Origin of the sequence: Tamlana carrageenivorans (genome assembly GCF_002893765.1) — a bacterium.
Lineage (GTDB): Bacteria > Bacteroidota > Bacteroidia > Flavobacteriales > Flavobacteriaceae > Pseudotamlana > Pseudotamlana carrageenivorans.
Genome location: NZ_CP025938.1, coordinates 2,860,987 through 2,879,842, shown reverse-complemented (window position 1 = coordinate 2,879,842; position 18,856 = coordinate 2,860,987). Strand labels below are relative to the sequence as shown.

The following is an 18,856-nucleotide window of genomic DNA, read 5'->3' as shown; positions in this document are numbered from 1 at the left end:
TTAACCTATGAATTTTGAAATTATTTTTCAAAAACACAAAATTTTGGATAAACTCTTTCCTGTAATTGAGAAATCAATACTATCTCCTTTTATTTCTAAAAAATTAAACAAATATGCAAAACAAAAAACTTGTGATAGCTTTAAAAAATAATCATCTAAGATGGACTTTGTTTGTTTATTAATGTTATTAAAATAAAAAGTATCAGGATTGTAAGGATACAGAATACTATTTTTAAAATTTGTTTGGTTTGAAATATTAATATTGTCCCCTTTTTCAATTTTTATTTCAAAATTATCTTGCTCATTTTCAATGATAAAACTTGAATCAAATGTGTTAATTATCTCTAAAAACCTTTGTAAAGGAATTGATTCTAAATAACTATTAAATACTTCATTATCAATTATAACAATTAATTCTTTAGACTTGTAAATATTAAAATTAATCGTAACATTTTCAAAATCGTCATAATCTTCTAACTTCAGTTCCTCAAACTTTTCCTGAGTAATAGAATAAGATAAATCTTCTACAGTTAAGTCCCATTTACAACCATAGTCACTTATTAGTCTATTTAACCTACTATAATTTTCAAGATTAAGATTCTGGGATAGAGTTTTTAAATTAGGGTGAGCAAATTCTATTTCATACATTGAAAAAGACTCTTTAGAATTATTGTTAGTATCACCTAATATTGCATTTAAAAACTTTTTAATCATTGGTTTCTAACCTTTATAAAATTATAAGCCTGATCTGAAATAATTGTAATTCCAAATTTACCATCAATCCCTTCATAAGGTTTAATAATCTCTGTTAAATTAGGAACATGCTTATCTATTTTCAGGTATAGTCCTTTACCTAAAGGAATAGTATTTACTATCCTTTTATCTACCTTTTTTTGTACTATTGAAAACTGATTATCAAAACTTTTATCATCTTTTAGTTTATCAAACTTACTAATTAACCCGTTGTGCATTATGATTTAAAAGAAAAAAGTTGTTCATCTTACTGAAAATCAGTAAATTGATTTAACTACAAATCATTAATAATGAACAACTTGAGTGCAAATTACGAAAGAATATTGGAAGTATTAAGAAAAATATCGAAAGAACAACTTTTAAGTTATCAAAGACGACAACCAAAGCTTAGTGATTTAGAACTTATCAGTTTGAGTCTTACTGCCGAATTTATGGGAATAGATAGTGAAAATGACCTTTTTAGAAAACTTCCAGATTCCCTATTATCAAAAATAGAGAGAAGTGTCTACAATAGAAGAAGACGAAAACTAGTTAATAAGCTCAACAGTATCAGGTTAAGCTTAGCTTCCCATTTTAATGAATTTGAAGATTATTTTGTAGTAGATAGTATGCCTTTAGAAGTTTGTAAATTATCACGCAGTTCTCGTTCAAAGATTTGTAAAGAAAACACTTATGCATTTCCAGATAAAGGTTATTGTGCAGCTCAAAGTTCTAATTATTACGGTTATAAACTGCACGCTGTTTGTTCTGTAAATGGTGTCTTTCAAAGTATCGATTTGAGTCCAGCATCTGTACACGATATTAATTATCTTAAAGATATTAAGATGCAAATAAGCGATTGTACATTAATTGGTGATAAAGGCTATTTATCAACAGAAATACAGCTTAACTTGCTTGAAACCTGTAATATAACGCTAAATACACCTATGAGAAGCAATCAAAAAAATTACAAAGTACAGCCTTATGTATTTAGAAAAAAGAGGAAAAGGATAGAAACATTATTTTCACAACTTTGTGACCAATTTATGATAAGACGCAATTATGCTAAAACTTTTGAAGGTTTTAAAACAAGAATCGTAGCTAAGATAACTGCTTTAACAACTATTCAGTATATCAATAAGTTTATTTTTGGGAGAAACATTAATAATATTAAAATTAGCATTATTTAAAATGCACAACGGGTTAATTATATTAGTCAAAGGAAACTTTGAATTAAAAGGACTATAGTTACTCACAATATCATATACTTCTGTAAAATTAAACTCATGATTAGATTTAAAATACCCTACAATACTATTTCTTAATAATGTTCCATCAAACGCTAGACCTTCTTTCTTTTTTTCTTTATCTATAATTTTCACCAATTTATCAAGAGAGTTTTCAGTATTAACATCATCCGTATTAACTTGTTCCAATTCTAAAAAATCATACCACCAATATTTGCTATTATTTTTATCATTTAAGTAGATTTCTTCATCTCTTTTTTTATTCCCCAAATAATAAAGAAAAGCTTTAAAAACTTTCTTTTTGGTATTTAAACCTCTATTTAAATCAAAGCTTTTTTCATTAATTATTTCATCGTGTTCTACTTTACAAATGAGTATATTATCAAATTCTCCTTGTTTGAAATGAATATGTAAAAGACTACCTCTTTGAACTTTAACGCCTAATTTCGGGTCAAGCACAAAAGTTGGGGAGTATTTAAAAAAAGAAGATCTTTGAATAAAAATTTTTAATGTCATCAGATTCATTATTAGCCAAAGCCAATTTATTACTTCCAGAAATACTTATGAAGTATTTTGATTTGGACAAGCACGAAATTAAAGGAGAAGCACTACATTTTTATTTTACAGAACTAAACACGATTCCCGAAGAATTTAATGGAACTAAACTTCATTCCAAAGGCTTCTTTTCTGAGGCTACCGTTCAAGACTTCCCTATACGAGGTAAAAATGTTTACCTTCATATAAAACGCCGCAGATGGCTGAATAAGCAAACCAATGAAGTGGTTCATAGAGATTGGAATTTAGTAGCACAGGGAACACGGATGACCGCCGAGTTTGCTGATTTTTTAAAAGAAATTAGTCCATACTAAAGCTACGGATTGCCACACCATTGGATTTTTCTACGGTGTTAACGGCAAGAAACTGCAACGCCAGTACAAAGATCACTTAAGTGATTTTAAATCTTGGGATCAAAAAGCCCATGCAAAAGATTGGCTATTGTACCCTGAGAATCTAGGAAGCTACCTATCGCTTGACGAAACCGCTTTTTGCAATGGCGAACTCTACACCATCTTAACCAATAAAGATGCCAAAGGAAAGAAAGGCTCTATAGTAGCTATAGTTAAAGGAACTAAAGCTGAAACAGTGATAAAAATACTTCATGAAATTCCTTTAAAACAAAGAAATAAAGTTAAAGAAGTGACTCTGGATATGGCAGGAAACATGGGACTCATTGTTAAAAAATCATTCCCCAATGCCTGCTTAGTTATAGACCGTTTTCATGTGCAGAAATTAGCATTGGACGCTTTGCAAGAAATAAGAATAAAACACAGGTGGGAAGCCATCGATTTTGAAAATGATGCCATAGAAGACGCTAGAAGTAAATCTTTAAAATACACACCTGAAATACTTCCAAACGGAGATACATTAAAACAACTACTGGCAAGAGGAAGATATTTACTCTATAAGCCAAGCAATAAGTGGACTGAAAACCAAGCTAAAAGATCAGTGATACTATTTAAACACTATCCTGATATAGAAAAAGCATACAAACTATGCCAGAACTTATCTTGGATTTTTAACAATACTCAGGATAAAACTTCCGCACTAACACGATTAGCTAAATGGGATGAAAAAGTTAGACAAGCAGCCTTTAAAAGCTTTAATACTATATCCAGAACCATGTCTGTTCACTATCAAAACATTCTAAACTATTTTGATAATAGAAGTACCAACGCTTCAGCAGAAGCTTTCAATGCTAAAATTAAGGCTTTTAGAGCACAGTTCAGAGGCGTAAGAAACGTAAAATTCTTCCTCTATAGATTAACTACTATTTTTGCTTAATTCTAAAATCCCCCAACTTTTGCTCTTGATCCGATATTAAACTATTTTGACAACAGAAGTACTAAATGCGGCTGCTGAATCTTTTAATGCAAAGATTAAAGCCTTTAGACAACAACTTAGAGGTGTGAGAAATAAGGAATTCTTCCTCTTTAGATTAGCACAAATTTATGCCTAGTCCCCAACTTTTAGGACTGATCCTTTATCATGGGGTATTGCTTGAATAAAATTCCTGCCCTTTCCTTTTGGGAACTAGTCCATTTGTCAGGACTTTTGAATAGAAGATACCTACTTCGTGCTAGCAGTTGTTTGCGCGTATCCCCGTTACTAAATACTTCTGCTAGATACTGGTAGTTATTATTTTTAGCTGTCTTGATAGCCTCATTTTCTAGTTCTAGAGCTTGCCAGCGGTATTTTACTCTAATATCTTGTACAGTATCAGAAGCTAGTTGTTGTACATGAAAGCGATCAATGACTTGCACGGCTCTTGGGAAGCTCTTCTTTGCAATTAGTTTCATGCCACCGGCCATAACTAAGGTTATTTCTTCTACCAACCTCCGCTTGCCTTCAGGTATCTTTTTAAGATATTTAATAACCTCTTCAGACTTAGTTCCTGAAATAATAGCTACAATAGAACCTGCTCTACCTTTGGCTTTTTTATTGGTTACTACGGTGTATAACTCTCCTTGTGAAAGTGCTATTTCATCTATAGATAATCGTTTGCCAATATTTTGAGGGTAGACTAACCATTTGGTGGATTGCTCAAGGTATTCCCAATCTTTAAATTCACTTAAATAATCTCGATATTGGCGCTGTAGCTTTTTACCATCTAAACCATACAAATTAGCTATAGTTTGCGTGCTAGTATTGTTATTATCGATTAATTTCTTTTAAAAAAGCCTCAAACTCGGTGGTCATACGAGTGCCTTTTGCTACATTATTCCAGTCTCTTTGCAGGGTTTCTTTTGTGTCTACATCACGCCATCTGCGGCGCTTTAAATGCAGATAAACTAGTTTCCCTCTAAGTGGAAAATCCTCGATAATTAAAACTTTAACATACTAAATATTCCGCTTTCTCTATACTAAAAAACTACTTTTATTACGTCGAATTCAGGTTATTACTATTAAATTTATCATTAGTGTCCGATAAAAGATTTAAAAAGCGGGATTTCCAAGATAGGATTTCCCGCTTATTTTGTATCTTGAAGTTATCACACATCCAAGATATGAATAAAAGTAAAAACTTTAGCGGACACCCCATAATCAAACAGGTATTAAATTTCATTTTGCCCAAAGATGTTCATCGGACAGCCAAAAAGCACAACAGCGATCGCTATACCAAAAAGTTTACCACCTATGAGCATTTGGCCACTATGGTATTTACCGTGATCAGTGGCTGTAGCTCACTTCGTGAGGTTTCCAGTATTATGCTTGCCTGCGAGGGAAAGATCAACCATCTAGGACTCACGGACTTTCCAAAACGCAGTACCTTGTCAGATGCTAACAGGAGAAGAAGCTCTGAAGTATTTGCCGATATTTATCATTTACTCTACAAACGTTACCATCGCTTTTTATCGGACAGCAGACCCTTAGAACCTGCAGTGAAGAACCTTAAAATCGTTGATTCCTCGACCATACCCCTATTTAGCGACATTCTTAAAGGTGTAGGAAGGAACCCGCTCAACGGCAAAAAGAAAGGAGGTATCAAGATGCATACTATGATAAACGCCATGGAAGACGTTCCTTGTCTGATTAAGTTTTCAAGCGCGGCCACGCACGACCACACCTTTTTAAAAGACCTGGAACTCAAGAAGGGCTCTTATGTGGTTTTTGACAAAGGGTATGTGGATTATGAGCAATACCAAAAATGGACACTGGAAGATGTTTACTTTGTGACTCGGCAAAAGGACAATGCTCGCTATACAAGCCTTGAAGAGTTTGATATCTCCAATAAAGTGGACGATGCTGTCTTAAAGGACGAAAAAATAGGGCTTACGGACAAAAACGGCAATGCTTTTTCCCTGAGGAGAATCGCTTTTTGGCACGAAAAGCACCAAAAAGTTTATGAGTTCATCACTAATAATTATGATCTTGACGCAGACAAAATAGCCGACATCTATAAAAATAGGTGGCAGATTGAGACGATGTTCAAGCGGCTTAAACAGAACTTTCCGCTAAAGTATTTTTTGGGAGACAATCAAAATGCCATCGAAATACAAATCTGGGTCAGTTTGATAATCCAGCTCATTATGCTTGTGATCCAAAGAAAAACCCAAAGAAACTGGGCTTATTCCAATATGATGTCCGTCATACGATACCATTTGATGACATATATCGATTTGTTCAAATTCCTGAAAAACCCAGAAGCTAATTGGGAAGAGATTACAACCAAAAACATTGGGCAATTAAGCCTTTTTGACCCATAAGGAGGTTCTGTTTTCAAAATAAAGAGTGCGATCAATAAAAAAGGCCAACACCAAAGCTTTTTTAGCTAATTCTGTTTTTTATCGGACAACAATAGAAATTTATAATTCTTTTTGAATTAGTCCTTGTAAGGTGTTTGTAATTTATTAGCATTAAAATTTAGTATTTAATTCTAATTGCTTCGCTCTAATTTCTATTAGTGCTATTAAAGTGCTTTTGTTCTCATCACTTAACAAGCTACAGACAATTAATTCTTGCCATTGCTGCATGCCCTTTTCTATACGGTTCCATAGGTTTTCAATCGCTTTTGCTGGGATTTGTGCTTTGGCCATAGCTTCGTTAAAATCGACACGTTTAATTTTTCGTTTTTTACCGTTGAGGTTTAGAGCTAATTCTTCTTGATCTTCCGGAATTAATAATTTAACCGCTACCATATCATAGTCTGGTGCCAATGCATAGTTTTTACTGTCTTTTGCAATAAGTGAAAAATTCTTTAAATGCATATCGTTATTTCCAATAAGGAAAGAAACAATAACTTGCTCATAAAATTTTACGGCATCCAGTAACGGGTTTTGTGCATAGGTTATTATGCCTTTTGCAATTTGCTCGTAAGATCTTTATGTTCTGTAAGTCGTTCTGTGAATTGGCAAGCATCTTCCATAGGGTATTTATCATTATTAGCAGTACGATCTATACGTTTGGTTAAATAAGCCAAAGTATCATCTTTTAAAGGGATTAATAAAAAGGGTACTGTTGCTATCCCACAAGCTTGAGCTAATAACATAGATAACGCTTCGATTTCTGGCATTTGTGGATACAGGTGTAATGGTGGTTTTAAAATGTACCTGCCATTTAATGCGCCTACAATGGTTAGTCTATTTTGAGCGTTTTCTTCGGTAAAACCTAATGATAATTTTGGCTGTACACCAGTGACAATGATGCGCTGTGCTACGTTTTCTTTTGCTAACGCTTCGATTTGAGATAGCTCATAGTCTAATTGTTGTACAGGCGGGTCTTCTTGCCAAAATACTGATAGGCAGTTTTGATGATAGTTTGTTTCGCCATCTTCTAGTTTTTTATGACATGCTAAACAATAGTTCATACTTTCTCTATAATACTAATATTACCAATACAATCTCTACATGTGGTTAGTAATAAACCCATGCGGTCTCTTGGATTTATTTTCCAATTTTTATGCACAATGTCCAATAACCAACCTTCCGGTATTAAGCCATCGAAGAACGGGAATAGGTATTCGGCACTAAACGATTCTTCTTGCAATGGTAAGGTTAAACTCACAGCTAATGTGCTTTCATTTTCTAGGTAAGCTTTTTCATACTTGAAATGATAGCCATTATCGTCCTCGGTTAATATACCAGCTAACGTTTTATTTACCCAGATTTCTCCTTGTCTCATCGCTTATAGGTGTTGGTGTTAGTGTGTGTCCAAAAAATAATAAAACCTGATTTACTTTATCGGTCATTACATTTGGTTTTCCCTGTTCGAGTTCGCGCACAAAACGCAAGCCTACACCTGTAAAGTCTGATAACTCTACTTGTGTTAGATTTGCTTTTTTACGTCTATCCCTTACAAATTGGGCTATGGTGTTTTCTCTATCCCATTCCATTGTATTATACCTTTATGGGTACAATATAGCGAATTATTTTATAATTATACCTTAAAGGGTATAATTACTATAACACTGCTGTGTTTATACCTTTTAGGGTGTAGTTGTATGTAATAACTTGTTGATTATACTAACTTCATTTGTCGTTTGAATTATTATTAAAGGCTATTAAATTTAAGGTTTCTCTTAATCTGCTTCTAACTCGATTGCCATAATGCTGTTCTAGTTCTGATGCAGATAGGTTAGTTGTGAGATGTATTTTAACTTTTTTACTAATAAATAAATCATAGCGACTTAAAAGAATTTCTTCCATAACATTACATTCATTGCCAATGTATTTTAATTTCTGCCTGTGCTAATGCAATTTTGTTTAGTAAAGCTTTGTTGCCTGCAATTTCTGTATCAAGCCTATTTTTATTCTTTTCAGTCGAAATTTTTATTAAAGTGTTTATACTACCATTTATGTCTGATATCTTGGCATTTCCAGATGGAGAAGGGTGAAATCATTTATTTAATCATTAAATATATTGCTTTAGCCGTTACCAAAGAGACAGATAAGTTTTTAAATTAGAGTATTCGATAAACGGCACTATTTTCTTTTATCATCGCTATTTTCATCAAATACAACCAGGTTAAACATGCTTCGCATTCGGGAACGGACCCGTTCCCCGTAGCGCTCTTCTAGTGCTTCTGCATTCAAATTTGTGGTAGCGTGTGTTTTTATTTTAAATTGGGTTTGGAACACGGAAGCGAACACAGAAACAAACACGAATTGAGCTCCTTGCTGCGGAGATGGAAAAATTGCGTGTTATCTAAATGGAAAGAATCCTTACCAGTAACATCGCACACTAGAGTTTAATAAATAAGCTAAAGAATTAAATAAACACCCCTAAACTTTATCCATTGCTTAAGAGTTGACGATACCCGCGGTTTTATAAGACCTCGAAACAGTTGAACATATTATGCTTTAATTAATACACAAAGCTGTATCCATTCCACATTAATTAGGGATTGGTAGACCATAACCCAGCACTTTTAAGCATGGCTCTTCTTGGAAGTTTTAGACCTGCTACTATTAATTCTGCAAAATCTTCTGGTTGAAGCACGCTTTCTTGAGAACCCTTAGAGGCTATTCCTGCCTTTATGGACATGTCGGATTCAAAGGTACTGGGCGTATAGGTAGACACTCTAATATTATCTTTACGGACTTCTTTCATTAATGATTCCGACATACCTATAACAGCAAATTTTGAAGCTGAATACGCCGAAGTATTCGCATTACCGTTCAACCCTGCTGTAGAAGCTATGTTGATAATATCTCCTTCGTTTTGTTTGAGTAAATGTGCCAAAACTTCTTTAGTTACATAGTACATTCCCATTACATTCGTTTGAATAATATGAGTCCATTCTGAAACCGCCATATCTTGAAATGATCCGAATCCGCCTATGCCAGCATTATTCACCAAAATATCTACATTTCCTATAGTATCTAAAACACTTTTAATACTGTTTTTTACGTCTTCATAATTACCAACATCAAATACTACATAGGTCGCCTTGACATCAAAGGCTTCTAATTCGGAAACCGTTTCTTTTAAAACACGTTCTGTTCTTCCTGTAATAACAACATCAATACCTTCTTTCGCAAATGCTAAAGCGATAGCTTTTCCTAATCCTCTGCCTCCACCTGTTATGATGGCTTTTTTGTTCTTTAAATTGCTCATTTCTTATAAATATTAAAAACGTTTTTCTGAAAAGTAGGTTGTTATTTTGTCCAGTAATCTAGCACTAAAACATCGGCAATAATAGGTCCTATTTTACTCACCAAATCTAAATGTGCTTTATGAAATAAGTAAATTTCTCTAGCATGCTCATCGTTAAAGGTTAAGGTAAAACAATAGGTTAAACCTTTGGTATGCCCTTCGGTACTATCATTTAATCCCCATTCTAAGTTTGCAATTTCAGGAATTTCATTTTTAAGATTAATAAAAGCTTCAACAGCCTCATTTACCTGTTCTTTTGTGGCGTCTTCTTTATATTTTAAGTTAACCATGTGTCTTAAAACTTTGGCTTCTCTATTGATTTTAGGCGCAAGTTTATAGCTAATTATCTTTCTTAAATCATTTCGAAAAGAGCCAGCAATTAGGAAGTTATCTTCACCTATTTTATGAGCTCTTAAACCGTAATAAATAGAGTACCCTGTTTCTAAATAATTTATAGGACTAAGAACACCTTCTTTATTTAATTTAAGCAATTGAATACTTGCATCGTCTCTTGTCCCTACAGCCAATACCGCTTCATTATTTTCAACTGAAACAACTTCAATTCGAGTTTGCCCTTGAAGTTTTGTATGTTCATCATCTTTTAAAACCGAATGAGGAACTAAAGCACCTTTTTTATCCACTTTAAAAACACTAACACCGTCACCATGATACACAAAATCGGTTCTTTTTATAAAACCTCCTCTTTTGTAATATTTATGATGTCTGTGACCAACAATTACATAATTATTATCCCCAAGAGAGACACCTGTTACAGGGTAGGCTCCTGTTAAATATCTATCGGTTGTATTATCGCTTATGTTATTAATATTTTTAAAAGTTCCATCTTCAAAAACCCTAAAACTACTAACCCCATTATCTTGAAACCCGCCTGTGTATAAATAGGTTTTTCCTTTTATCTTATGCACAAACATTCCGATAACGCCATCGGTATGAATGGTTTCATCATCTTTCATAGACTGAACATGAGTGAGTTTCCCATCGTTTTCAATCTTAAAAGAACTTAGCCCTGGTGTTTCTTCTAATCCGCCAACAAAAAGATAGGACGCTTTTTCCATATGAACAACTTGTAAGGTAATAGCAGTACCAAGGTGTGTTTCGTCGGTGTCTTCAATTAACGCAACCCGTTCAAGGGAGCCACCTTCTAGAATTTTAAAAGTTTCAACAACATCACCATGCTTATTTGCCACAAATAGAAAATCTGTTCCATTAATACGATCGGCAACCATACCTCTTGCAGGGCCTTTTTTCATATAAAGTTCATGATTGCTAATTGGGGTAAGGATACCTTGATTATCTAAACTATAAACATCAATATTTCCAATTCCGCCAGCATATATATAATGTGCGCCATCTTTTTCATAACTGGTAACAGACACGGTATTGGTTCCCGATATGCTTTTGATGTCTTGCCTATAAAGCATTAAGTCATCAAAACCTTGAGCTAAACAAATTTGAGAGACGAGCCATATGATGGTTAGAATGCTTTTTTTTATACGATTCATAATTTTATTCCTTTTCAAGTTTAATTAATCTATAATGGCTTTTACCCCAGCAATGGCTATGGCTCGGTCTTGATCTATAGTACCACCACTTACACCAATGGCACCAATAATTTTGCCTTCTTTATTTTTTATAGGAATGCCTCCAGGGAAGGATACGAGTCCATTATTGGTTAATTCTATATTATAAATAATACCTCCAGGCTGAGTTAGTTCACCTAATTTACCTGTATCGATATTAAAATAACGAGCAGTTTTTGCTTTTTTAATGGCGACATCTATGCTTCCTAAAAAAGACTCATCCATTCTTATAAAAGCTTTTAAGTTAGCACCAGCATCTACTACGGCAATATTTACTAAAACATGAGATTGTTCAGCATTCTTTTTTGCTTCCAAAAGAATTTTTAGAGCTTCATCATGTGTAACATTGTAATTTGATTGAGCTCCAATGTGCCCCATATTCAACATAAATAGGAAAACGAAAATGATTTTAAGTTTTAATGGTGTTATTATGCTTTTCATCTAGATTATGATTTATGAGGACAAAACTCTTAAATGAAAATGACAAAAAAATAGAACAAGTTCAACACTTCAAAATTTTATTGATTTTTAAAGTGTTTCTTTTTGATTTTACTCAGAAACTCATGAGTAATCCCTAAATAACTAGAAATTTGTCTGTCGGTAAGTTTAGATGCTATCTCTGGATAGGTTTGTATAAAATGAAAATAGCGTTCTTCCGCCGTAAGGCTATGATTTCTAATCAACCTGCGTTGCCAAGCTACTAATGCTTTTTGAGACATTATTCTAAAAAGTTTTTCTACTGCAGGAACTGAATCATAAAGTGCCAATTTATCCTTTCTGTCGATTAAAAGCACCCTACTATCCTCTAAAGCCTGAATATTTAAGTCCGATGGTTTTTGATTCATAAAACTATCTATATCCATGAGCCACCAGTCTTTAACCGCAAAATACAATGTGTTTTCATTGCCTTTATTGTCTAATACAAAAACTCTAAAACAACCTTCTAATACAAAACCTTCAAATTTACAAACACTACCCTGAGTTAATAAAAACTCTTTTTTCTGAATCACCTTGGGTTTAAAATAGCTGAACAATTGCTCTAATTCAAGCTTAGAAAGTTGTATGCTTTTTTCAATATTTTGAATTAATACATCGTTTACCATATCATAATTTACCCCTTTTTGAAAGTTTCAGCCGCATGATACACTAAATTTATCGGTATCTGTTTGAGTTTTTTTTATAATGATAATGTATTTAATAAAACGTAACCCACTCTCAAAACCGACTAGATTTAAACTTTACACGATTGAAGTTTCTCAATATTCATTTGTGTTTACAGCTTGAAAACTTAAATTAAGTCACCCTACTCTATATTTTCTTAAATCTTAAGAATGTCGTTTCTACGGCGTAAAACAATATCAAGCCTCAACAAATATTAGGCATGTCAAGTTTAAATCGAGTAGGTAATTCACGGCTTAGGAGTGAAAAAGGGTAATTTCACTTTTTTAGTATATAAATAAAACTTTTATAAGTGATTCTGTATTTAAAAACTCCCACAACTAATAAATCTTTTTAAACCCGTTAAACAACTTTATAAAAACCTATGAAAAAAATTAAACTATTAGCTTTATTATTATTTACTGTATTTAGTTATGGACAAAATACATTTTCTTGGGGCAATTCATCAGATTATGGTCCTAAGGGCTCACAAAACTTTTACCCTGGGCAAGTTATTAATATGACCTTATCCTATAGCACCCCAGGTGACTTTAGTTATATACAGGTGATATTACAAGAAAAAAATGCTGCAAATGCCATTGTAAATAGTTATGGTAGTGATTATGTACGAAATGAAGGTGCTGGGCAACAACCAAACTCAGATACATTTTCTACAACATATACCATAGCCGCAAATGCGCCAACTACATTACCTGCAGGAAACTATTACTTCTTACATATGTTTATGTGGACCGTAAGTAATGGAGGCGCAAATGACAGTAGAAATGTTAATATAACCACCGAAAACAAGGTTAACACGAAGGTAAACGTTACTTTAAATGCTAAGCATATCGTAGGCGGAAAAGAAACCTTCGAACGATCTAAATATATTGGTATTCATGCTAACCAAGGGGAAGCTGAATGGGACGGTAACAACGTTGATGCTAATGGCAACCCGATTGACTTACGCGATGATCTTTTAAATGGTTTAGATGTGTATTTGGGTAGAGATACTGGGGGTATTACCTTTAATTTAAATCAAGTGAATGAAGATCCAGCCAGATCAGGATTTGCTAAACCTACGGGCTCTAATAGTATAGCTTCTAGAGGATTGAATGCAAGAAATTCTTATGCTTCAAAAACAGCTATACATCCTTATGAAAGTAGAAACGAACTCATTCTTGCTGGGCAATTAAATCCGTTTTGGACGGGAGATGATCAGGTTGCCACAGGGAAAGGCTGGTTCTTGGCAAATGGAACCGCAACAGGTGAGTATATGGGGCGCTATATTAATGAGTTTCATAGTGGCAACGGAGAGCCCGCGCCTAGTTGGGTCGAGGTTATTAATGAGCCCGCTTATGAAAGGTACGGTGGTCCGGGAAACTTTACCAATGACATTCAAGATATAGCCGATTTTCATAATGAGGTTGCTGCTGCCATTAAAGCACAAACGCCCAACGCTTTGGTTGGTGGCTATACAACGGCTTTCCCTAATTTCGAAAAAGGAGATTTTCAACGTTGGCATAAACGATGGAAACTGTTTATGGATGTAGCCGGAGCTAACATGGATTTCTTTTCAATTCACCTATACGATATTGCTTCGAAACCAGATGGCAAAATTGATTTAAGAAGTGGTAGTAATATTGAGGCTACTTTTGATATGATGGAACAATACAGCACCATGTTATTTAATAATGTAAAACCTATTATAGTATCTGAAATGGGCGGTGTTATGAATGGTCAAAGAAACCAAGATTGGTCTCCTTACCGAGATTGGCTTTGGGTGAAGAGTGCCAACGCGCAACTCATGTCTATGATGGAGCGCCCTAATATTATTGCTAAAGCACTGCCGTTTTTAGTTTTAAAAGCACAATGGGGAAGCACACCACAAGGAAACCCTTATAACAACAGGTTAATGAGGCAAGAGAATGAACCTGCTACTTTTGTTCCTGGTTATGGATATACTGGGAATTGGGTGTATTCTGATATGATTAAATTTTACCAATTATGGAGTGATGTAAAAGGTACAAGAGTAGATACCACTTCGGATGATTTAGATATTCAGGTAGATGCCTATGTTGATGGAAACAAAGCTTATATTATTCTTAATAATTTAGAATTTGTTTCAAAAGATGTGGATTTAAAATTTATTGATACGCAGTTTGGTACAATAAACACCATTAACACAAAACACTTTTATTTAGATAACGTAACACCTGTTTTATTAGTGGAATCCATTCCAACCACAACTTCAACAGTAACTGTAGGAGCTGAAGGCACTATGATTTTAGAGGTTACTTTTGCCAATGCGATAACCCTTAACGACTCGAATACAGAAACGAAATACTATGCTACGGATTATTTAAAACCAATTGTTGCTAATCAAACTGAAACTTTTCAAGTTAACGGTGTATCAAAAAACACTTATGGAGAAGCCGTTTTACGATTAGGTGTTGGTAGACCGCACAGCAAACTTGTTTATCCTTCTTCAATTACAGTTAATAATATAGCAATTACGATTCCTTCTGATTGGAGAGGATACGACCAAGCCCAAAGAGAACGCTTTTTTGGTGTATTGGAAATTCCAGTTCCATTTAACTTGATTCAAGCTAATAACACGATTGAGGTAACTTATCCAGATGCAGGAGGACATATAAGTAGTGTAACGATGCAGATCTTCAATTTTAATCGAGATATTCGCACACCACCAACAGCAAGCGTAAAAGGCAACGGGAAACTAAAGCAAGTGAAAATTTACCCAAACCCAACGAAAGGTATTTTTAACCTTTCGGCCATACATAACACAACAGAAGTTAAAATTTACACCATTTCTGGGGTTGAAGTTAAAAAATTCACAAACCTAAAAGACATGGATATTTCTGATTTAGAAGCAGGGATATATTTTGTGAAAACAAATACTGGCGGTGTTGCTAAACTGATTAAAAACTAATGATCTTGAACTCCCAAAAGATGGGTGTCCATTTGTAATTATTTCAAAACAAGCGGCTGTCTAAAAAGTTATAACAGTCGTCAGACACTATCCCATAAAGTGTGTTTACACATTTTATGGGATAGTGTCTTTTTTATTTTTTTGAATTCTATCTTGAATAGCAATTTCTAAAAGTTCTGGACACATATTCCATGAATCTGTTTCGCTATTAATAAAAACAGGAGTAGCGCCTAAATAGAGTATAGGATTGGCAGAAGCAGAAAACGTAAAACTTTGACATAACACCTCATCTCCAGTAGAGACATTTAATAACTCAAGGGCTAAGTGGATTGAAGCTGTTCCCGAGCTTAAAACCGCTACTTCTTTAGAGTTCCCCAAGTAGTTTTTATATCATCCTCAAACCCATCTACATTTGGACCTAGAGGTGCAATCCAATTGGTATCGAATGCTTCAGCAACAAACTTTTGCTCCGAGCCTCCCATGTGTGGTGACGACAAATATATTTTAGTCTTTGTTAACATCAATAACTTTATATTCAATAATTAATTTTCATTCATTTTTCAACATAAAATAATAGTCATAGTATAATATATTATCTATGAAATTAGATTATTAAAAAAATTGTGATGGAATCCCTCTTTTAATATAAAATTATTGTTGTCCGATCAATAGCGTCCAAAACGCTTAAAAAGAGAAAGGGATTTTGTATCTCAAAATATTATTTTTGAGTTGCACAACAAAAAACAACCTTTCTCCATGACAAATATAACATTGTTCTCTCAGATAATCTCCAAATTAGACCGTTCTAGTTTTTCTAAACTTGTAAAAGCCAAGGGAACAGATAAACATCAAAAAGGATTTAATAGTTGGACACATTTAGTCTCCATGTTGTTTTGTCAATTTGCAAAAAGTCAATCCGTCCGAGATATAAGTAATGGACTTCGCTCTGCCACAGGAAACCTTAATCATTTAGGCATACAGAAAGCACCTTCTAAATCAACGATAAGCTATCAAAACAAACATCGAGACTGGACGCTTTATCGAGATTACTACTATGTTCTTTTAAAAAGTTTTGGACAGCACCCTCACTTAAAACGTGTTAAATTCAAAATTAAATCCAAGATATTTCTATTAGATTCTACAACGATAAGCCTATGTTTAAGTCTCTTTGATTGGGCAAAATACAAAACCCACAAAGGAGCTGTAAAAATGCACACCTTGCTTGATTATGATGGTAATTTACCGCACTATGTAAATATTAGCGATGGTAAAACAGCAGATAATAAAGGAGCTTACGATATTCCTTTGATTAGCCGTTCGGTTATTGTCGCAGATCGATTTTATAATGATTTTTCGTTACTTAACGTTTGGGACAGCAACCAAGTGTTTTTTGTAATTAGGCACAAAGAAAACATCCAATTTAAGAGTATTAAAGAAAAAGAATTGCCAGAAAATAGACATCATCATGTTTTAAAAGATGAAATCATTGAGCTAACAGGGGCTAAATCAAAAACAAAATACCCAAAGAAGCTACGTAGAATAGCTGTATGGGACGATAAAAATAACCAGGAAATAGAACTTATTACCAACCAAATGTCTTGGACAGCAAACACAATTAGCCAACTCTACAAAGCTAGATGGGATATTGAGATATTCTTTAGAGACATCAAACAACAGCTACATATTAAATCGTTTATAGGAACTTCTGAAAATGCCGTAATGATACAAATATGGACGGCTCTTATTACTATACTCATCCTAAAAGCCTTAAAAGCAAATCCAAAATATAATTGGTACTTGTCCAATTTAGTAGCTTTTATAAGACTTAACCTTTTTGTCAAAGTGGATTTGCAAAAATGGATTGATAGCCCTTTTAACGAGCAGCCTCCCCCCAAACAAAATTATACACAAGGGGTTCTTTTTTGAAAAAGATAAAAAACATGGCTAATTACCAGTAAAATCGTTGACTTTTGATTAGATCAAAAATGTTTAGGACAGGATTGGTTTTACGGTATACATTATTATAAGCTTAGCACAAAAATATTTAAGAAATGATACCTCATACCACCCAAAAGTGTTAATCGTACTTGGCAAATATTAATGACATTTTAATAAATTACAATTACAAACCTTAAACATCTATAAAAAAAGGTGTTAAAGCATTTGTAATTTGTATAATAGCTATTACTTCTAAACGACAGGTTTTAATGCATCTTTTACCGATAAAAATAGGTTCATCAATGGAATAATCATTTTATCGTTAAAAACTACTACTTAGTATAATATTATCTTGTAGTAAATTATTTTTTTCCATATTTGTTCGAGTTAATAGAAAAACCCAAATTAATGTTTGATAATCTACAGAACAAGACTGTCTTAGTAACAGGTGGCGCTGGATTTATAGGATCTAACTTATGTGAAACACTGCTTACTAATCAGATAAATACCATTTGCCTAGATAATTTTTCTACAGGAAAAAGAGAAAATATCACGCCTTTTTTAGATGATCCAAATTTCAAATTCATTCAAGGTGATATTAGAAATATTGATGACTGCCATAAAGCATGTGAAAACGTAGATTTCGTTTTACATCAAGCAGCATTAGGCTCGGTTCCCAGATCTATTAATGACCCTATTACAACTAATGATGTTAACGTTTCTGGTTTTTTAAACATGTTGGTAGCAGCTCGTGATGCTAAAGTAAAACGCTTTATATATGCTGCAAGCTCGTCAACTTATGGGGATCATGAGGCTTTACCAAAGGTTGAAGATGTTATTGGAAAACCTTTATCACCATATGCCATTACCAAATATGTAAATGAGCTATACGCCGATATTTTTCAAAAAAACTATGGGTTTGACACTGTAGGACTTCGATATTTTAATGTATTCGGAAAAAGACAAGATCCAAATGGAGCTTACGCTGCTGTTATTCCTTTATTTGTAAAACAATTTATTAATAAAGAATCGCCAATAATTAATGGCGATGGAACTTACTCAAGAGATTTCACCTTTATTGATAATGTGGTTCAAATGAATTTACTAGCCATAACCACCACAAACCAAGAAGCTTTAAACAACGTTTATAATGTTGCATTTGGAGAGCGCACTACCCTTTTAGAGTTGGCTACATTACTTAAAAAGTATTTATCAGAGTTCGATAAATCTATTGCTAATATTGAAATAAAACATCGAGAAAACAGAGTTGGTGACATTCCTCATTCCTTAGCTTCTATAGAAAAGGCTAAAAAACTATTAAACTATAATCCCCAATACGATATTGACAAAGGCATTAAGGAAGCCGTAAATTGGTATTGGAAAAATCTGTAATGACACGTGAGAAGTTGGTTTGGTGCAGAGTGTGTTGGAGGGCTAACCAAGGTTGTCTTAGACTTAATAATAACTAAATCTCATGCTTTTAAAAAGACCTTAGATGAAATTGGTGTTTTCGAGTCAAAAGTTTTAAAAGAAAAAATGAATAGCATGTATACAAAGCATGCAAACAAAATATAAGA

The 18,856-nt window shown here is 33.6% G+C and carries 21 protein-coding genes and 2 pseudogenes; 8 read left to right on the top strand and 15 right to left on the bottom strand.

From position 1 onward, the window contains the following. Positions 1-27 precede the first annotated feature (27 nt). Positions 28-714: a hypothetical protein gene (locus C1A40_RS12715; RefSeq protein ID WP_102996214.1), complete on the bottom strand. Its 687-nt coding sequence runs from the start codon at positions 712-714 to the stop codon at positions 28-30. Beyond that, complete coding sequence (locus C1A40_RS12710; protein WP_102996213.1) at positions 711-971, bottom strand: hypothetical protein; 261 nt, start codon at positions 969-971, stop codon at positions 711-713. The genes C1A40_RS12715 and C1A40_RS12710 overlap by 4 nt, the downstream gene beginning before the upstream one ends. Before the next feature lie 72 nt (positions 972-1,043). On the opposite strand from C1A40_RS12710, the gene C1A40_RS12705 reads away from it, so the two are divergent. After that, positions 1,044-1,922 (top strand): IS982 family transposase, encoded by an 879-nt coding sequence (locus C1A40_RS12705; protein ID WP_102996212.1) that lies wholly within the window; start codon positions 1,044-1,046, stop codon positions 1,920-1,922. On the opposite strand, the gene C1A40_RS12700 is transcribed toward C1A40_RS12705, so the two are convergent. Continuing rightward, on the bottom strand, positions 1,848-2,495 hold the full coding sequence (locus tag C1A40_RS12700) for a hypothetical protein (RefSeq protein ID WP_158651358.1): 648 nt from the start codon (positions 2,493-2,495) through the stop codon (positions 1,848-1,850). The two genes, C1A40_RS12705 and C1A40_RS12700, sit on opposite strands and share 75 nt — an antisense overlap. Here C1A40_RS12700 and C1A40_RS12695 point away from each other — a divergent pair. The 3 genes from C1A40_RS12695 to C1A40_RS12685 are packed head-to-tail and all read left to right on the top strand — an operon-like array spanning position 2,489 to position 3,996. Continuing rightward, on the top strand, positions 2,489-2,848 hold the full coding sequence (locus tag C1A40_RS12695; RefSeq protein ID WP_102996210.1) for an ISAon1 family transposase N-terminal region protein: 360 nt from the start codon (positions 2,489-2,491) through the stop codon (positions 2,846-2,848). The two genes, C1A40_RS12700 and C1A40_RS12695, sit on opposite strands and share 7 nt — an antisense overlap. A 19-nt stretch (positions 2,849-2,867) precedes the next feature. Then, positions 2,868-3,821: an ISAon1 family transposase gene (locus C1A40_RS12690; protein ID WP_102995422.1), complete on the top strand. Its 954-nt coding sequence runs from the start codon at positions 2,868-2,870 to the stop codon at positions 3,819-3,821. A gap of 46 nt (positions 3,822-3,867) precedes the next feature. After that, a complete protein-coding gene (locus C1A40_RS12685) occupies positions 3,868-3,996 on the top strand; it encodes a transposase (protein WP_241910408.1) in 129 nt (42 codons plus the stop codon). Between the two features lie 10 nt (positions 3,997-4,006). Here C1A40_RS12685 and C1A40_RS12680 read toward each other — a convergent pair whose 3' ends face one another. Together C1A40_RS12680 and C1A40_RS18815 are read right to left on the bottom strand one after the other, a co-directional pair. Further along, complete coding sequence (locus C1A40_RS12680; RefSeq protein ID WP_158651357.1) at positions 4,007-4,660, bottom strand: ISAon1 family transposase; 654 nt, start codon at positions 4,658-4,660, stop codon at positions 4,007-4,009. A gap of 31 nt (positions 4,661-4,691) precedes the next feature. Continuing rightward, a complete protein-coding gene (locus tag C1A40_RS18815) occupies positions 4,692-4,862 on the bottom strand; it encodes an ISAon1 family transposase N-terminal region protein (RefSeq protein ID WP_422395612.1) in 171 nt (56 codons plus the stop codon). A 182-nt stretch (positions 4,863-5,044) separates the two neighbouring features. Between C1A40_RS18815 and C1A40_RS12675 the strand changes: the two genes are divergently transcribed. Beyond that, the gene (locus tag C1A40_RS12675) at positions 5,045-6,244 is read left to right on the top strand and encodes an IS4 family transposase (RefSeq protein WP_102996208.1); all 1,200 of its coding nucleotides are present in this window, start codon (positions 5,045-5,047) and stop codon (positions 6,242-6,244) included. A gap of 150 nt (positions 6,245-6,394) precedes the next feature. Here the strand turns inward: C1A40_RS12675 and C1A40_RS18670 are convergent, their stop codons facing one another. The 9 genes and pseudogenes from C1A40_RS18670 to C1A40_RS12630 all read right to left on the bottom strand — a co-directional run bounded on the left by C1A40_RS18670 (position 6,395) and on the right by C1A40_RS12630 (position 12,336). Further along, positions 6,395-6,805, bottom strand: coding sequence for a HipA domain-containing protein (locus tag C1A40_RS18670; protein ID WP_277871403.1), 411 nt, complete (start codon positions 6,803-6,805; stop codon positions 6,395-6,397). Positions 6,806-6,828: 23 nt separating this feature from the next. After that, positions 6,829-7,344, bottom strand: a complete 516-nt coding sequence (locus tag C1A40_RS18665) for a HipA domain-containing protein (protein ID WP_277871377.1) — start codon at positions 7,342-7,344, stop codon at positions 6,829-6,831. Beyond that, entirely contained in the window at positions 7,341-7,658 is a 318-nt protein-coding gene (locus C1A40_RS12665) for a HipA N-terminal domain-containing protein (RefSeq protein ID WP_102996207.1), read from the bottom strand. Before C1A40_RS12665 ends, C1A40_RS18665 begins: the two co-directional genes overlap by 4 nt. Then, positions 7,630-7,869 (bottom strand): helix-turn-helix transcriptional regulator, encoded by a 240-nt coding sequence (locus C1A40_RS12660; protein ID WP_102996206.1) that lies wholly within the window; start codon positions 7,867-7,869, stop codon positions 7,630-7,632. The genes C1A40_RS12665 and C1A40_RS12660 overlap by 29 nt, the downstream gene beginning before the upstream one ends. A gap of 589 nt (positions 7,870-8,458) precedes the next feature. Then, positions 8,459-8,599, bottom strand: a pseudogene (locus tag C1A40_RS18545) (ATPase); the annotation flags it as partial. A 274-nt stretch (positions 8,600-8,873) separates the two neighbouring features. Further along, a complete protein-coding gene (locus C1A40_RS12645) occupies positions 8,874-9,593 on the bottom strand; it encodes a 3-ketoacyl-ACP reductase (RefSeq protein ID WP_102996205.1) in 720 nt (239 codons plus the stop codon). Between the two features lie 41 nt (positions 9,594-9,634). Beyond that, on the bottom strand, positions 9,635-11,155 hold the full coding sequence (locus C1A40_RS12640; protein ID WP_102996204.1) for a Dabb family protein: 1,521 nt from the start codon (positions 11,153-11,155) through the stop codon (positions 9,635-9,637). Between the two features lie 24 nt (positions 11,156-11,179). After that, positions 11,180-11,620, bottom strand: coding sequence for a GlcG/HbpS family heme-binding protein (locus C1A40_RS12635; RefSeq protein ID WP_199287781.1), 441 nt, complete (start codon positions 11,618-11,620; stop codon positions 11,180-11,182). Between the two features lie 131 nt (positions 11,621-11,751). Next, on the bottom strand, positions 11,752-12,336 hold the full coding sequence (locus C1A40_RS12630) for a Crp/Fnr family transcriptional regulator (RefSeq protein WP_102996202.1): 585 nt from the start codon (positions 12,334-12,336) through the stop codon (positions 11,752-11,754). Positions 12,337-12,776: 440 nt separating this feature from the next. On the opposite strand from C1A40_RS12630, the gene C1A40_RS12625 reads away from it, so the two are divergent. After that, positions 12,777-15,341, top strand: a complete 2,565-nt coding sequence (locus tag C1A40_RS12625) for a T9SS type A sorting domain-containing protein (RefSeq protein ID WP_102996201.1) — start codon at positions 12,777-12,779, stop codon at positions 15,339-15,341. Between the two features lie 129 nt (positions 15,342-15,470). On the opposite strand, the pseudogene C1A40_RS12620 reads toward C1A40_RS12625, so the two are convergent. Then, positions 15,471-15,862 (bottom strand): annotated as a pseudogene (locus C1A40_RS12620) (DegT/DnrJ/EryC1/StrS family aminotransferase); the annotation flags it as partial. 235 nt (positions 15,863-16,097) lie between these two features. Between C1A40_RS12620 and C1A40_RS12615 the strand changes: the two are divergent. Together C1A40_RS12615 and C1A40_RS12610 are read left to right on the top strand one after the other, a co-directional pair. After that, positions 16,098-17,267, top strand: a complete 1,170-nt coding sequence (locus C1A40_RS12615; RefSeq protein WP_102994761.1) for an IS4 family transposase — start codon at positions 16,098-16,100, stop codon at positions 17,265-17,267. 420 nt (positions 17,268-17,687) lie between these two features. Continuing rightward, positions 17,688-18,671 (top strand): SDR family oxidoreductase, encoded by a 984-nt coding sequence (locus C1A40_RS12610; RefSeq protein ID WP_102996200.1) that lies wholly within the window; start codon positions 17,688-17,690, stop codon positions 18,669-18,671. Positions 18,672-18,856: the final 185 nt, after the last annotated feature.

What these genes read in the sequence shown, in the direction of transcription:
- C1A40_RS12715 (WP_102996214.1), bottom strand. Translation starts at nt 714, where the DNA reads ATGATTAAAAAGTTTTTAAATGCAATATTAGGTGATACTAACAATAAT.
- C1A40_RS12625 (WP_102996201.1), top strand. Translation starts at nt 12,777, where the DNA reads ATGAAAAAAATTAAACTATTAGCTTTATTATTATTTACTGTATTTAGT.
- C1A40_RS12665 (WP_102996207.1), bottom strand. Translation starts at nt 7,658, where the DNA reads ATGAGACAAGGAGAAATCTGGGTAAATAAAACGTTAGCTGGTATATTA.
- C1A40_RS12695 (WP_102996210.1), top strand. Translation starts at nt 2,489, where the DNA reads ATGTCATCAGATTCATTATTAGCCAAAGCCAATTTATTACTTCCAGAA.
- C1A40_RS12615 (WP_102994761.1), top strand. Translation starts at nt 16,098, where the DNA reads ATGACAAATATAACATTGTTCTCTCAGATAATCTCCAAATTAGACCGT.
- C1A40_RS12675 (WP_102996208.1), top strand. Translation starts at nt 5,045, where the DNA reads ATGAATAAAAGTAAAAACTTTAGCGGACACCCCATAATCAAACAGGTA.
- C1A40_RS18665 (WP_277871377.1), bottom strand. Translation starts at nt 7,344, where the DNA reads ATGAACTATTGTTTAGCATGTCATAAAAAACTAGAAGATGGCGAAACA.
- C1A40_RS12610 (WP_102996200.1), top strand. Translation starts at nt 17,688, where the DNA reads ATGTTTGATAATCTACAGAACAAGACTGTCTTAGTAACAGGTGGCGCT.
- C1A40_RS12645 (WP_102996205.1), bottom strand. Translation starts at nt 9,593, where the DNA reads ATGAGCAATTTAAAGAACAAAAAAGCCATCATAACAGGTGGAGGCAGA.
- C1A40_RS12660 (WP_102996206.1), bottom strand. Translation starts at nt 7,869, where the DNA reads ATGGAATGGGATAGAGAAAACACCATAGCCCAATTTGTAAGGGATAGA.
- C1A40_RS12710 (WP_102996213.1), bottom strand. Translation starts at nt 971, where the DNA reads ATGCACAACGGGTTAATTAGTAAGTTTGATAAACTAAAAGATGATAAA.
- C1A40_RS12640 (WP_102996204.1), bottom strand. Translation starts at nt 11,155, where the DNA reads ATGAATCGTATAAAAAAAAGCATTCTAACCATCATATGGCTCGTCTCT.
- C1A40_RS12630 (WP_102996202.1), bottom strand. Translation starts at nt 12,336, where the DNA reads ATGGTAAACGATGTATTAATTCAAAATATTGAAAAAAGCATACAACTT.
- C1A40_RS12700 (WP_158651358.1), bottom strand. Translation starts at nt 2,495, where the DNA reads ATGACATTAAAAATTTTTATTCAAAGATCTTCTTTTTTTAAATACTCC.
- C1A40_RS12635 (WP_199287781.1), bottom strand. Translation starts at nt 11,620, where the DNA reads ATGTTGAATATGGGGCACATTGGAGCTCAATCAAATTACAATGTTACA.
- C1A40_RS12705 (WP_102996212.1), top strand. Translation starts at nt 1,044, where the DNA reads ATGAACAACTTGAGTGCAAATTACGAAAGAATATTGGAAGTATTAAGA.